General features: G+C 26.0%; 9 protein-coding genes. 8 read left to right on the top strand and 1 reads right to left on the bottom strand.

Features of this window, described 5'->3' with window-relative positions:
- Positions 1-373: 373 nt before the first annotated feature.
- Positions 374-1804: an IS1634 family transposase gene (locus KDK92_RS03570; RefSeq protein ID WP_250857677.1), complete on the top strand. Its 1431-nt coding sequence runs from the start codon at positions 374-376 to the stop codon at positions 1802-1804.
- A 295-nt stretch (positions 1805-2099) separates the two neighbouring features.
- Here KDK92_RS03570 and KDK92_RS03565 read toward each other — a convergent pair whose 3' ends face one another.
- Positions 2100-2264: a hypothetical protein gene (locus KDK92_RS03565; protein ID WP_250857676.1), complete on the bottom strand. Its 165-nt coding sequence runs from the start codon at positions 2262-2264 to the stop codon at positions 2100-2102.
- A gap of 116 nt (positions 2265-2380) precedes the next feature.
- Between KDK92_RS03565 and KDK92_RS03560 the strand changes: the two genes are divergently transcribed.
- The 7 genes from KDK92_RS03560 (at position 2381) to KDK92_RS03530 (ending at position 15877) form a co-directional block, all read left to right on the top strand.
- Positions 2381-3700, top strand: a complete 1320-nt coding sequence (locus KDK92_RS03560; RefSeq protein WP_250857675.1) for a helix-turn-helix domain-containing protein — start codon at positions 2381-2383, stop codon at positions 3698-3700.
- Positions 3701-4074: 374 nt separating this feature from the next.
- Positions 4075-5724 (top strand): coiled-coil domain-containing protein, encoded by a 1650-nt coding sequence (locus tag KDK92_RS03555; RefSeq protein WP_250857674.1) that lies wholly within the window; start codon positions 4075-4077, stop codon positions 5722-5724.
- Positions 5725-5735: 11 nt separating this feature from the next.
- Positions 5736-8714: an AAA domain-containing protein gene (locus KDK92_RS03550; protein WP_250857673.1), complete on the top strand. Its 2979-nt coding sequence runs from the start codon at positions 5736-5738 to the stop codon at positions 8712-8714.
- A gap of 2 nt (positions 8715-8716) precedes the next feature.
- Complete coding sequence (locus tag KDK92_RS03545; RefSeq protein ID WP_250857672.1) at positions 8717-10192, top strand: hypothetical protein; 1476 nt, start codon at positions 8717-8719, stop codon at positions 10190-10192.
- 9 nt (positions 10193-10201) lie between these two features.
- Positions 10202-12094, top strand: a complete 1893-nt coding sequence (locus KDK92_RS03540; protein ID WP_250857671.1) for an AAA family ATPase — start codon at positions 10202-10204, stop codon at positions 12092-12094.
- A complete protein-coding gene (locus KDK92_RS03535) occupies positions 12094-14160 on the top strand; it encodes a hypothetical protein (RefSeq protein WP_250857670.1) in 2067 nt (688 codons plus the stop codon). Before KDK92_RS03540 ends, KDK92_RS03535 begins: the two co-directional genes overlap by 1 nt.
- Complete coding sequence (locus KDK92_RS03530; protein WP_250857669.1) at positions 14153-15877, top strand: MotA/TolQ/ExbB proton channel family protein; 1725 nt, start codon at positions 14153-14155, stop codon at positions 15875-15877. Before KDK92_RS03535 ends, KDK92_RS03530 begins: the two co-directional genes overlap by 8 nt.
- The last annotated feature ends 4 nt before the right edge of the window (positions 15878-15881 follow it).

Raw genomic sequence — 15881 nt, 5'->3', positions numbered from 1 at the left:
TTTATGGCTTTTATTTGTTGAAATACTGATGTAGGAGAAATAACTATAAAACTGAGCGTATAAATCAAAAAAATGTTTATTATCTGTTAGGGGAAATGCAATAAAAATATTTTTAAATTGCAACATTTAGAATATTAAGATATAATTATAATGTCGCATTTTGAATTATAATGTCATAAAATTAATACGGATGTCGTCAAAATTAATTATCTAAAAGAGATATCTATAGATATATAGGTCCTTAAGTGATGTATTTTCCTGGAAGGAATTCTGAGGAATTTATAACGACAACTTTTAAATGAGTAATTATAATTTAAGGTTATTAAAAAATAATGTTTATTTAATAAAATATTTTCGATATGAGGTGTGGTATATGAATTCAGAATCTAAATATAAAAATGAAATAACTAAAAACGTTAATCAAGCTAACAGCAAACCACTAAGTAATGTGGTTTTATTGAAAGCTATAATAGATAAGTTAAATATAGAAAAAGCAGTTAAAAAAATATTGAAGGAAAAAGGGTGTGAAAATAAGCTTAAAAATTTAGATAATGGTAAAGTTGCAGAGATATTATGTCTAAATAGATTAATCTCACCTAAACCTATGTATAATCTTGCAAAGTGGGTGGATGAAAAAACAACAATAGGTGATATTTATGAAATACTTGAAAATTCTTTGAATGATGATAGGATAAGTGAATTTCTTGATGTAATTAATCCTCATTTAGAAGATATATGGAATGAAATTATAAATACAGCTACAAAAAAATATAATTTATCATTTGATACTTTATTTAATAGTATAACTTCAAGCTATTTTGAAGGTGAATATACTAACTCAGAATTAATTACACAGGGTTATAGCAAAAATAAAAGATTCTATAAAAACCAGTTTGAATTAGGGGTTAATTGCAACATAGAGGGTATTCCTTTAAATTATTCCATATTCAAAGGGAATACTGCACATGAATCAACTGTAAAGGAAAACATGGAAATAGTTGCGAAGACTATAACTCAATTTAAAACTAAAAAAGATAAAGCTACTATTGTTGGAGATAGAGCAATGCTGAGTAATAAAATAATAATAGAATATAGTAATAGAAAATATGTAGGTTATTTAGGTGCATTAAAACTTACGAATGAGTTACGTGAGTTTATAAAAGAAATTGAAGATGTTAAATATGTTTTACTAAATACAAAAAGAGATAATAGAGTATATAAGGCTTATCGAACTTGTTACCAATTTATATATAAAAATAAAACCGTAAAAGACCATGTTCTAGTAGTTTTCAGTGAGTCAAAGGCTTTATCAGATAAGAAGTCAAGAGATAAATTTATAAAAAGCTATATCAAGTCAATTAAGGATTTAGAAATAAAGTTGAATAAAACAATATATAAAAAACTTGATAACATAGAAAAAAAGGTAAATAAATTGTCAAGGAATGTTAAAGGTGCTAATTATGTAGATGTTGCAATAACCAAAAATAGCGAAGGAAAGTTTGGATTAAAGTATTCTATTAATCAAAAGTTAATTGATGAAGATTCTAAATTAGATGGGAAATATATTATTGCAACAAATAATCATTCTTTAACAAATGAAGAGATTTTTGTAACATATAAGAATAGAAATGTATGTGAAAAAGATTCTAAATTAATTAAAGGACCATTGGAGCTGCCACCTATTTTTTTAAAACAAGATACTAGGATAGAGTCTCTAATATTTATTACAATGTTATCATTACTTTTGTACTCACTACTAAATCTTACTTTATCGGATAAATACACTAATAAAGCAATAGTGTAGCAATCTCCTTCATAAGTTCAGTCACAAGAAACCCAGGGTAGAATAAATCACCATTTGGAAATTTATTCTACCCTGGGTTTCTTGTGAGCTTGTTAATGATGATTGTCTTTGGGCAGATACTAGTGAAGATGATCAGTTCTATAAGTTTCTATTAAATGAAAGTGAGGAATATAGGCTTCATCAAAGGTTAAAACTTAGAGGGGGGATTTCCAATAGTATTGTTATATGCTTAGATGATGATATTATAGAAGTTATTAAATGATATTAGATAATAAAAAACCTCAAAAGGTTGAGGTTAATGAGGATTATGTGTATCAGGATCAGTGCTATATAATATTATAGGATTTTTTTTATGTATTGTTTTTTCTACTTTAGAATCAGTTTCTGCTAAAGTAACAGTGGAACATAGTATATTACCAAGTAAAGTAATTGAAAGTACAAAGCTAAATAGTTTTTTCATTTTAAATTGACCTCCTAATAAATAAGTAAATATTTACTTTTATAATAACATATGATAACATGAAAGTAAATATTTTCTTAATTATGAAATTGATTGTAACGGGAAGGGGAAAAAGAATGGATTTTACTATTATTACTCAAGGGCAAAGGGTTAGGGATATTAGAAAAAAGTTAAATCTTAAACAAGAAGATTTAAGTGGGGATATAATTACTAGAAATTTAATAAGTATGATTGAGACAGATAAAGCATCTTTGACACCTAAAGCTGCAGAGGTTATACATAATAACTTGAAGAGATTTATAAAGGAAAGAAAAATAGAGATAGATGTAAATATTGATGAGATATTTATAACAGAAGAGGATCAGGCAAAGAGAATTTATGAAGATTTTCTTAAGTATATCGATGATGTTGGGGTAGAAGCAGAAGAATTACTTGGTGAGATGATATCAATAATAAATAAGTATGAACTTAATTATATGAAGGTATATATTTATGGAGATTTAGGTAGAGCTTTTGGACTTAAACATGAAGTTAATTCAGCAGCTAATTATTACTTAATGGCAAATGAATTTGCAAAGATGTGTAATGTAGATAGTGAATATTATGGAAAATTGAAGGGGGCATTAACGCATTTTTTAAGTAGATTAGGAAAATATGAAGATGGTATACGGGAATGTAATAATCTTTCTAATGAAATACCTTATGAGCTAACAAAGGGAATTATATATAATAAGATTATAATGTTAAAAAAAATAGGGAAATATAATGAGGCATTGAAAGAAATTGATGGCTTCGAAAATGAATTCATATATAGGGAAAAAGAATTAGATTCTTATGATCTTCAAATAAATATACAAATAATAAAAGGTAACTGTTATAGAGAACAGGGATATCTCAATAAAGCTTTAAGGGTATACAGGGAAACTCTTGACGAAATTAAGGATAATGAAGAATGCTTTAAAAATAAGATGCTTGTCTTGAGTAACATAATGGAAGTAAGCACAATGCTAGAGGATGATTTTGATGAATATCTCAATAAGTTAGTTGAGGAAATAGGGAAAAACAAAGTAAAGTTTGAAAAGAATTATTTTGCTTCAGAAATATATAAATGGATGGCTAATTCATATGAGCATAAAAAAGAAAAAAATAATATGCAACTTGCATATGAATACACTCTCAAATCTTTAAAAATTGCAAAGAGACATAGAAATATGGATATAATTGATTATGACATTAATAAGCTTATTGAGTATATACCATATGTAAAAGAGTGTACAATAGAAGTGGTACAGAAGCATATCTTATCATTAGTACAGACTAGGATGATAAAATCAGATTCAAAGGTTATTTTAAGGTTGATAAACTTCCATATGGTAAATAATAATCAAAAGGAAGCAAAGAATATAATTGATTTTTGTAAGAGTCAAGTAAGTTAATATTAAAAGAAATCTTTAGCATAATGAACAAATTTTAAAAAAATCTAAATGATTAGAAATGTAAATTTAAAGCTATGAAAATACTGTTATGAGTGTATTTTCATAGCTTTAATTACTTTATAAATCATTCTTATCATTTCAATATATACAATATCTTTCGTTTGGTAAGTCTAGTGGTGTTATTAAGTATAGGGGGATAATATGAATTGAGGGTAGTAGGTTATTTTCTTAGAAGGAAAAATCTACTACCTTTACTTTGTCAAATTTTACCGTAGCAAGTTCATAAACGATATATAATAATAGAAAATAATGTATTATAATGTTATAATTACACTATATAACAAGAAATATTTAATTTGTAAGGAATGATGAAAATGTTTGAAGAAACAAACAACTACATATTTTCAACATATAAAAAAGAGTTTGTTAATGAATTTATTATTCAAATTATATCTACAGTAATAGCCGAAGGTATGAATATAGATTTAGAGCAAGAAGAAATTGTATCAAAATTCAAGAAAATAGTTCGTGATTTAAAAGCAGATGTTAATACTTATTTTGATGAGAATGATATAGCAGCATATTATTTTGGTTATTACAATGAGATACAAAAAGAAAGCGATGTTTTATTTGAATGGTATGGCCATAGAGAAAATATTTTTAATATAGTGAGTAAAAATATATGGAATTTGAGAGAAGAAACAGAGAATCCTTCTGTGAAAGTTTTGAAAAGTAAAATTGATGATTTTATAGAAAAAAATAATGAATTACAAAGAGCTATAGAAGAAGAAATAAAAAAGAATTTAAAACTAGAAGAAGAAGCTAGTAAGTTACAAGGGCGCTTAGAAGTAAGCAATAATAAATTAAAAGATGAGATTTTAAAAAATAATGAACTCAAAAATCAAAATGATAGCTTAAATAAAGAAAAAACAGAGTTACAAGAAGATATTTATAATATTAAATCTAAGCTTGAAAATGAAATGTTAAATAATAAAAATTTAAAGATAAAATTACATGAAAGCGAAGAAAAAGTTGAAGAATATTTAAAAATAAATAATTCATTACACTTAGACATAAAAAATCTTTCTACAGATAAAGATAAGCTTAATAATACTATTCAAAAGTACATAGAAGAAATCAAAAATATAAAACAAGAGAATATGACAATTGTAGAGAAAAATAAAAAGTTAATAGAGTGGAAAAATAAGTATGAAGCAAGTGATAGAGACCTATATGAAAAATATAGATTATTAAACCTACAAAATGAAGAATTGAAAAGTAAGATTAACTCTATTGAAGAGGGGTTATCTAAGGAAGAAAAACTTGATTTTGAGAAAAAGATTCAGTCTATTAATAGTGAAAATGAAAAATATAAAAAAGAGATTATAGAAAAAGATAAAAAATTAGATAAATTAAAGGAAAATATAAATGAAAAAGAAATGAAAGAAAAACAATATCTTGATTTAATAGAAAAAAATAAAGTTAAACAAGGTAAGGTAGAAGATAGAATAATACAATTAGATGATCACAATATTGAATTAGAAAAAGAAATAGAAAGACTACAAAGTGAAATTAAACAAATAAAAGAGAAAGAAAAAGAAATAACAGAAAAAGATATAGAGGAATTAAGTAAAGAATTAATGTATTTATATGATAAGTTTGAAGATGGTAATAATTTCATAGTAGATGAGGAGATAAGATCAGGAAAAGAAAAAGTTATTACTAAGTTGAATCAAATTTGTGATAATAATTTAGAGCGTAAAGAAGTTATAAGAACTTTATATATTGAGGTACTTATTAATACGTGCAAATATAGATTAAAAGAATTTTGGAAAAAAGAAGATTGTGAGTTATTAACTGAAATGTATACAGAAATTAAGAAAACTTTAGAGAGATTCTTAAAAAAGTTTGAGATTCAGTATATGTTTAAGAGCGAAGCAGAAGTTAATACAATTTTAAATGATGGAAATAAGAGGGACAAAGCTAAATATAAAGAACTTATAGATTTAATTTGCGAAAAATAAGAGGTGATTTTGTGATAAAAGCTGAAGACATATTTTTTTCTTTAGATAAGTTAAATGAAATTAAGTTTCCAGAGTCAAAGACTTATAATGTAATGTTGCTAAATAATAATCCTGTAAATAGTATACAAGACGTAGAATTGGAGATAAGCGATGTTGTTAGTGTGTTAGACAAGAATAAGGAAGAATTAGGAAGAATAATAGATGTTAATATTGTTAAAAAACTGAGTAATATAGATAATAGCAATACCATAAAGGTATTAGAAAAAGATAAGTTAAAAATATTTAAGATAACAAAGTTAATCAAAGAAGAGTACATAAATATTCAATGGGGAAAATTTGAAGATAAAAATAAAGATAGATTAATAGAGAATTTAAATAATAAACATAAAATACCTTTATTGAAAAATGGCAAAAAACATTATTGGTTACTGCCACATGATGGAGCTGTAGAAGTAAGTATTGAAAAAGATACAATAAAAGTATTAAGTGAAAGAAAATTAAATATGTCTAAGTTAGATGGCAAAACAAGTAGGGTTGAAATCTATATAATACATCTACAAAATATTATTTTTAACAAAGAAGTTGGAAAAGAAATTGATATTACTGAACATTTTAAAAAAGATATAAACACAAAATTTACAGAATTATGGATTAAGTATAACAATATAGAAAAAAAGCTTTTGAAAGAGAAAAGTGAAAATACAAAAAAAGTAAAAGTAAATGATTATAAGATTGAAGAGGGTAAGTTGAAAATAGAGACAAATTCTTTTCAAAAGGATGAAAACCTATTATCAGTTTGGGAAAAATGCATTGGGGATTCCTTAAAAGTTGCCTATAAAGATAATAATGATAAGGTAGTATCTTACTCTATAGGAGAATTATCAAAGGTTGATCATGATAACATTGAAATAGATATTGAATCTGATTTAGTTCTAAACAAAATGAAAAAGAATAGTTCTATTCTTATTAGCCAAATGGGGGACGAAATTAGGATAAATAGAAGAGATAGAGCTATGTTCAAGCTTAAAACAAGTCAAGCATCTATGAAAGGATTATCCAAGATACTAACAGGAGAGCATAAATACTCAGATAATAGAGGTAAATATAAGTTGAAAGATACTCTTGTGGGAAAGTTTTTACCTGAAGAGAATCAAAGAAAAGCTGTAGAAGGTGCTATAAATACTCCAGAGATATTTTTAATACAAGGGCCACCAGGTACAGGTAAAACTACAATAATAAGAAAAATTGTTAGTGAATTAACTAAAAACCGCGGAAAAGATAAGCTAAATAAGAATGATATACTTGTAACTGCATATCAGAATACTGCTGTAGATAATGTAATTGATAAATTAAATGATACAGGAGGTATTGCATATAGACATTTTGGAGCTAATATAGAGAGCAATAGTGCTTTATACAAAGAAATATCAAATGATATTATAAAAGGTGTAAGTGAGAACTTAGGTTCAGAAGATGAAGAAAAAAAGGTTATCATGAAGAGAATAATAGCAATATTAAGTAGGGTTGATAATTGTATAAGTATAAATGAAATCAATACTTATTTAAAAGAAGCTTTAGAAATATATAAGGAAAGCTTTTCTATTAGAGACGAAGTTGTTAATGAATTTGAAAAGATAATAGATTCTATAGAAAAAAAAGCATCAGAAGGTATTAAGAGTAATTATGATACAAGTATAATTAAAAATTATATAACAGATATAGATAAAGAAACAGATCTAATAGAGTGTTACGACAAATTATATGATTTACAGCAGGAAATAGACGATTACATGAAAGAGGTAGAAGAAAAACAAACTTTGAGAATATGCAGTGAAATCAAAGATATGATAGAAGATGCAGAAGAACTAATTGAAGAGGCACAGGAAAAAAAGTTTAGAAGTTATTTAAATGAACTTAGTAGAATTATAAGTGAAGCAAAAGAAATAAGGAAGAGTGAGTACGATACTGAAGAGATTAAGAATAGTATAAAAATCTTTAGGGTTACTCTAAAAGCTTACTTTAGTGAGAATATAAATAGTTCAAATGATAATAAAGAAAAAAAATATGAGATATTAGAAAATTGGATTTATGAATTAGAGAATAATCCCAATAAGTTGAGTTCTGTATTAAAAAAATATAGTGATATTTTAGCTACTACATGCCAAAAGGTTGGAAGTAAATCCTTCTATAACTTAAAAGCAATTGATACTTATGAATATGTTATAGTTGATGAGGCTGCAAGAGCAAACCCTTTAGACTTGCTTATTCCATTAGTTACTGGTAAAAAAGTATTACTAGTAGGAGACCATAAACAGTTACCTCATTTAATAGAACAGGATATTGAAAGTAGATTAAAAGATGATGAAAAAATAGATGAAGAGGTTTATGAAAAACACATAAAAGAAAGTTTATTTGGTCAATTGTTTGAGGACGTTCCTGAAGATAGAAAAGTAATGCTTAATACTCAATATAGAATGAGTAAGGAGATTGGAGATATTGTAAGCGAATTATTCTATGATAATAAATTAAATACTGGAACAGATGTTGTGAATGATACACCGTTATTCACTGGTAATTCTCTTGTTTCAATAGATGTAAAGGGCCAAGAAGATAAAGAAACAAACGAGAATGAAGTAGAAAAAATATGTAAAATATTAAAGGAGATTGATATTGAAGGACATTTTGATATAGGGATAATTACTTTCTATAAAAAACAGGCAAGTTTACTTCAAAATGAAATCAAGTCTTTAGGATTAGTAAACAATATCCCCGTAGTAAATACAGTAGACGCTTTTCAAGGAAAGGAAAATGATATAATCATTCTTTCTACAGTAAGAACAAAGGGACTTGGATTCACAACTAATAAAAATAGACTTAATGTTGCTATGTCAAGAGCAAAGAAACTTCTTGTATTTGTATCAGATATGGAAAATATGAAGAGAAATGAAATGTATAGCAAGATATTTTCTAAGAGTAAGGTGGTGAAATAATTATGAATGATATATTTTTATACGATAAACGATTTGAGTCAAATAGTACATTTTTACGCGTTCCAGTGTATATATATGAAATTTCTGTGGTGAAAAATAAATCAAGTATAGACTTTTTAGGAAAAACTATCTTTGAGTATCTAAAATCAGAAAATAAGATAGAAAAAGTAAAAGATATGTTTCTTGAGAAAAAATCAGAAAGAATAAAGAATATTGTAAATGAAATTAGGGTCTTTTTAGGTATTGGTAAAGAGTATGAATTTTTAGTTGAAAATGAATTAAAAGAAATTATAAGTAGTGTAGGAAAGAAAGATATTCATAAGTTAATGGAGTATAAAGACTATTATGTTTTCTTTAATAGAATGAGTGGAGATATAATACCAACTCTTGTAGATAAAGAAGTATTTGCAGATAAAATGATAGGGGGAGCGCCAGGTCTAAAAATTAAAATAAATGAAAATTATAAATTACCACCAAAGAAAGAGATAATAGAGAATGAAATTACTGCAATGATAAATAGTGCTAACAAAGAAAGAACAAAGGATGAGGATAATGAAGCTATATTTTTCTTTGGACAAGATGAATATGTAAATGAAATCGAGATAGACACTATAAAGAATATAAATTCGGCAGATAGCGCAAATTTATTAGTGTATGTAATTAGAGATAAGTTTGAAACGGATAAGATATCATATGAATGGCCACTAACTAATGGGAATTCAGTATATTTTGAAAGGGCGGTATTAGATAAAATTCAAGATAGTAGCAGTATAATGGACAAGCTAGTAGAAAGAGAAGCTAGAGCATTTCAAAATAGAGAAGAATCAGAGAAGATTAAAGAAATAACTAAAACTCAAAAATACATATCTGATAACTGCTGTAATATGAAAAAAAGTAAAGAAGTGAAAGATGCTGTAGCTACCATATTAAATAATTTTGAATCTGAAAAAGTAAAGGGAATAGAAGTAAGTATAATAACAGCAATGAATGATTTATTAAAAATATCATTAAAAAGATTATGTGAAGGAATAGGGCAATGTGATTTTACATTAACCAACAGGTCTTTAAGAAAAGCTTTAGCTATTGATAGACCAAATGTATTGAATAAAGAGATATTAAACTCTATACAAAATATAAATATATATTTAAAAAGAGGAGACAAACTCTTAGATGTAGTTGAAATAAAAAGTATACTTTCATATTACTTAATAATTTACTTTGCTGCTTATGATTTAGAAGATGATTATGCAATTAGATGTGTAAAGTTATTTGAAAATGATGAAGTGATACTTAAAACATGTGAAGATATAAGAAAGTATAGAAATAATACTATGCATAGATTAGATAATAACAATAGATATGAGAAGAAATACGACTTAAAGTTAATTAATGATAAAATAGAGACACTTAAAAAATGTTTTAATAATTTAACATATGTAATATCAGAGTTCGATAAAATAATTGGACAGGCAACTTAGGAGGAAAAAATGGAAAAAAGAGAAAACCTAAAAGATGCAGTTGAAGAAATTGATTCAAAAGAAATTGAAATGGATTTAGAAGAATTATTAGAAGAATCAATTGATGAGGATTATGAAGAGCTTATAAAAAAGGCTAGTAAATATGATGAAATAAAAGAAACTCAAAAGAAAATAGAAGCAACTAAAAAAGTAATGGGAATAAAAAATAAAAAATTCAAAGAAAAAGAAAAAGAGTTAGAAGAAAAAGTTGAGAAATTCAATAGAGAAAGAGAAGAATTTATTCAAAAGAATATAAATGAGAATGATAAAAAATTTGAAGAGATATTCCAAGTTGTAAATAAACAACAACAGGAATTCCAAGATAAGATAAGTGAGCTAAATAGAAAGTTAATAGAATCTAGTAGATATGAATCGGAGTATCTAGCGTTATTAAAAGAAAATGAACTTTTAAAAGAAGATAAACAAGAGAATACAAGAAGACTTATAGAGTTAAATGATAGAATCAAAGAACTAGAATACTTAGAGGATAAAATAGAAATTATAAAAGAAGTTGAATTATTAAGAGATAAAGTAGAAGACTTAGAAAAGGACAAAAATATATATGTACAAAAATCTAAGGATTTTGAAATTAAGTTCAATGAAGAAAAAAATAAGAATGAAGAAATATCTATGGAAAACTCAATTTTAAAAACAAAGATTACTAGATTAAAGGGAAGATTACAAGAGTTTGAAGAAATTGAGAAAAGAAAAGGAAATTCAGGAGATACTACAGCAAATACATTTAAAGAATATATAAACTCTGAAAAAGAAATTGTTAAAAGTACAAAGTTTCAACCATATTCAGGTGATTTTGAAACAGTTACAGGTTTCATTAAGTATGCTAGTGCTGCAAACTTTGAATATGATGAAAAAACAATAAGAGCATTTTTAGCATCAGTAAAAAGTTCAAAGTTTACTATATTAAAAGGATTTTCAGGAACAGGTAAATCTAGTTTGCCTAAGCTTTTTGCTAAATATTTAGGGGCTCACTGTGAGGTGATTCCAGTTCAAACAAACTGGAAAACTAAGAGTGATTTATTAGGTTTTTATAATCACTTTACAAACAGATTTATACCAACTAAATTTACTGAAACATTATTTAGAGCTAATGTTAACAAAGATAAAATATTTTTTGTAGTTTTAGATGAGATGAATCTATCAAGGGTTGAGTATTATTTTAGTGAATTTAACTCTAAATTATGGAGTGATAAAGATGATAGATTTATTGAATTGTTTGATGGTGTGAAGATTTATGATGAAGAGCTAAAAGATTACTTAGTTAGCGGAAACAAAATAGCAATACCAGATAATATTATATTTATAGGTACTATAAATGAGGATGATTCAGTATCACCTATTAGTGATAAAATCTATGACAGAGCGCAAGTAATAGATTTTATAACATTACCTCAATCAACTTCCGTAGGGGATATTGATAAAACAGAAACAAAAGATTATAGCTATACATATGAAAGGTTTATGCACAATAATAACTCAAACAACGGTGAGAGTTATATGTTAAAGTTCCAGCATATAAACAAATACATGAGGAATGAGTTTAATAAAAACTTAGCATTTAGATCAATGAAGCAAATAGGGGATTTTTGCAGTATATTTATTGGATCTTGTGATAAAAGAAAAGATATGAAGTCTAAAGAAATAGATGTAATAGATGCAATAGATATGCAATTAGTATCTAAATTTATTCCTAAAATAAAATATGCTTATAGTGGTGACTTTGAAAGTAAGCTAAAGAAATTCAGAGAGGAAATTGTTAACAGTACATTCAAAGGTGTAGATAATATAGATGATCTTCAAATATTTATTCAAATTGATATGCTACTAAAGGAGATTGAATACTAATGAAGATATTCATAAAAGATATTATCAAGAATAATGACTTTGAAGAATTCGAAAATAGTGGAAAATACGATATAACTAGATCCATAATTAAATTGGTATTAAATAAAGATATTAGTACACTAACAATAAATAATACTAGTGTGGATATAAATGAGATTATTAATGATGAATTTTATTTTGGTGGATTCATACTAAAGGAATGTAAGAAAATAAAAATACATGCTAAATATATAGATTACAGAAAAGATAAGGAAGTAGAAATATTAACAAATCATTTAAAAGGATGTAGTGAGGTTTTTGAAGAAAAATTAGAAAATCTATCATCAAATTATAATGATTTTATGCTTTACGGTATAAGCAATGATAATGATATGAAGGATTTTCTTTTTAATCAAGAAGAGTCAGAAGAATTGTTAGAAAAAGAACATGAAATTATAAAGTTGATAAAGTCAATATACATGCCTGTGGGAGAAATATCTAATCTCCCACATATTAGACTTATTGAGGATGAGGAAGTAGTGGACTCAAGAAATATTAGAAAAATAACATCAAGATCCATGCAGCATTTCGCTCAAAATCCTCAATGTTATAAAGAAAAATATATGAATCCAAAACCTATTAAGCTTCTAACAGAAACGTTCAAAGAAGATATAAACACTTATGAAAATCAGTTTATACTAAAAGCTACAAAGGATACTTTGAAGTTTGTTCTAAAAAGGCTAGAGATTTTTAGTGAATATAAAAATAAGCTTAACAATGATATAGGGGCATATGAACAAAAAGGGGAAACTACAACAGATATACATGAAGCTAAAGAATGTGAAAATAATATAAAAATACTTAAGGGAAAAATAGTACGTATAGATGAGTATATTAATTTTTACACAAAGGTTATTTCAAGCTTGAAGCTATCAAGTAGAAAGTTTAATCATGTTACATATAATAAAAAATTAAAATGTAGAATGACTCAAAAAATGTTGTATGATAAAAGATATTTGAAAGCCTTTAAAACATATGAAAAATTAAAAGAGTACTTTAAGGAGAAAAAGGATGAAAAGCCTTTTGTGAATCATTATTATAGTTATATGTTGTTTAATATGATTATTTTAGAGTGGATATTAGTTGGTAAATTACAGTTTTTTAGGAGTGAAGAGTTAGATTCAAGTGAAGGCCTTTTATTTAAGGCATCAGATAAAATTGAAATAAAGTATAGTTATGTAAATCCTAATTTTTCGGCTATTGTAAAAGCATATAGTTTTAAGTATGAAGGTGAAGAAAGAGGGGAAATTCAAGTAGAGTTAATCAATAATATAACAAATAACAAATCAAAAATGATATTTATACCATATATGTTTGATATACATGAGTTTACAAATAAAACTACAGAAGATATTTTACAGATTTATGATGATATTTTATGTAATAAAAAAGAAGAGGGATATGTTGTAGATAGCACATATATAATGCACAATATATCAATATCAAATATAAAAAGTATTGAAAAAAAGAGTTTAAATGATGAAGAGATAATAAATAATATTATATATTTCAGTAATGCTGGAAATTTTTATCTTAATGAAAAAGATTATAAGAAATACGGAAATTATAAAGCTGGGATGATACCATTTACCTTTGAAAATATTGCATTGTTAGAAAATAAAATTCAAAACATCATAGCTACACATAAATTGTTATTAAGCCATGAAGCTGAATGTCCGTTTTGCTCAGCACAAACTATAGAAAGTGATGGGGAAAAGCATCTGTGTAAAAGTTGTAAAAGAGAATGGGTTAAGCACTCCTGTAATAATCCAAATTGTGATGGCAATGTTGTAAAATTTTTATCAAGAGAGGATGCAGTTAATAGTAGTAAAAGTTCAAATGTTTTTGACTTATATAATAAATACGAAATAAAATCGAGGTTCTTAGGTGCTTGTTTTATAGAAGAAAAATTATATGATAACAATGGTGGGTTTTGTCCGAAATGTGGACATGGCTTTTGTAAAAATGAAAGCAATAGGGAAGCGTGCTTAAGATGTAAAGTGAGAGAGGTTGAGATAAATGAATAAATTAGTAGGAATGTTTTTAGAGCAAGGGGAAGTAGGTATAGGAATATGTGTGATTATTGGTGTTATAGCTCTTGCTTTTTTAAAAAATGCAAAAGAAGTAAATAGCTTTTATAAGAATGCAAGTAAGGATTTACAAAATTTAATAAATCAATTTAAAGAAAATAATGATATACCAGGAATAGAAGATGCAAAAAAAGCAACAGAGATAGTTATAAACAATACGTTTATAGATTATAAAAAAACTATAAAAAATGGTACAGAGTATGTAAACACACAGGTTTTAATCAATAAAAATTTTAATAAGGATATTGAGTCAAAAAATAAGAGAAACTCATATTTAAAAGCTGTAGTTATAGTAATTGGTCTATTAGGTACAATGATTGGCTTAGTTGGCGCTATTTCTTCTGTTAATGAACTATTAACGAATAAATCAGAATTAGAAACGGCTAAGAATTTCTTAATAGAAATGAAAGGGCCAATTGGGAATATGTCAGTGGCATTCTTTACTACTATAACAGGAATAGTGGCATCTATATTTATGAATTTTTTAGAGTTACGTGTATTTAAATTCAAATCAAGTAGAGAAAAATATATAGATGAAATGGAACACTTCTTAGACAACGAGGTTTATAGTAAGTTTGAAAAAAATAGAAATATGATAGTTGAGTTTAAAACAACTATGAAAGAATCAATGGAAAATATGACAAGCGAAATTACTAATACATTTAAAGAGGTAGTTAAGGACTTTAATAATAATATTAATATAGTAAGTAAAGACTTAACAGGTAGTGCAGAAATACTAGAGGATACTATTAATAAACTTGATAATAGTGTAAGTAACTTTAGCATACCAGTTCAGACATTTAAAGATAGTGTAAGTACGTTTGTAACAACTTATGAAAGCTTTGATAGTAAAGCAAATAAATTTGAAATGATACTAGACAACTTAAATGATAGATTAGATATGACACTTCAGAAATTTGTTGAAAATACTAAAGGATTCAATGAAGTTGGAAATAGCTTAAAGCAGAGTATTGAGAATGTAAAAGAGTCTTACAAAGATATTAAAATTATAATAGATGAAGTTAAAAATAGAGAGAATACTAAAAATCACTTCCTAGATGAACAAATAACAAAAGCTAGTGAGATGGGTAAGAAATTAGACGAAAGTATATTAGCATTTAGTAATAGCGTAACGGAAATTGGAAAGAATCTATCTAAAGAGGCTGGAGAGGTATTTAGTGAGTCAGTAAAAGAAAATACTGAAGTTATATTAGAAAATATAAACAGTAGAACAGAAACCCTATTTAAGTCTATGGATGAAACATTAGATAAGCTTAGAGATAATCAAGATGGATTTAGAAAAGCAGTAAATTCCATAATGAGTTTAATAGAGCAAACAAGAAATCTAGAGATGATAAATGAGTTAAATGATATAGCAAATAAAACTAAAGATATTAGTACCAATATAAGTACTTTTAATTTAAGTATTGATAATACTATTGATTCATTTAAGAAAGAGGTTAAAGAAGATTATATACCAGATATTAAATCCCAAGTAGTCTTAGCAAAAAATGAGATGAGTACAAAGATTAATGAAATATTGCAGAGTAACAATAAAGTTTCAATGGATATAGATGCATTTGTAAACTCTTTAAACAAAGAAAGTAATAGTAAAGAACACCAGAATGAAGCTGCTGCAGATAAAGAAAGTTAGGTGA

Source organism: Oceanirhabdus seepicola (genome assembly GCF_023684385.1).
Taxonomy (GTDB): domain Bacteria; phylum Bacillota; class Clostridia; order Clostridiales; family Clostridiaceae; genus Oceanirhabdus; species Oceanirhabdus seepicola.
Note: the sequence above shows the minus strand (reverse complement) of the source record. Positions and strands in the feature narration are given on the sequence as shown.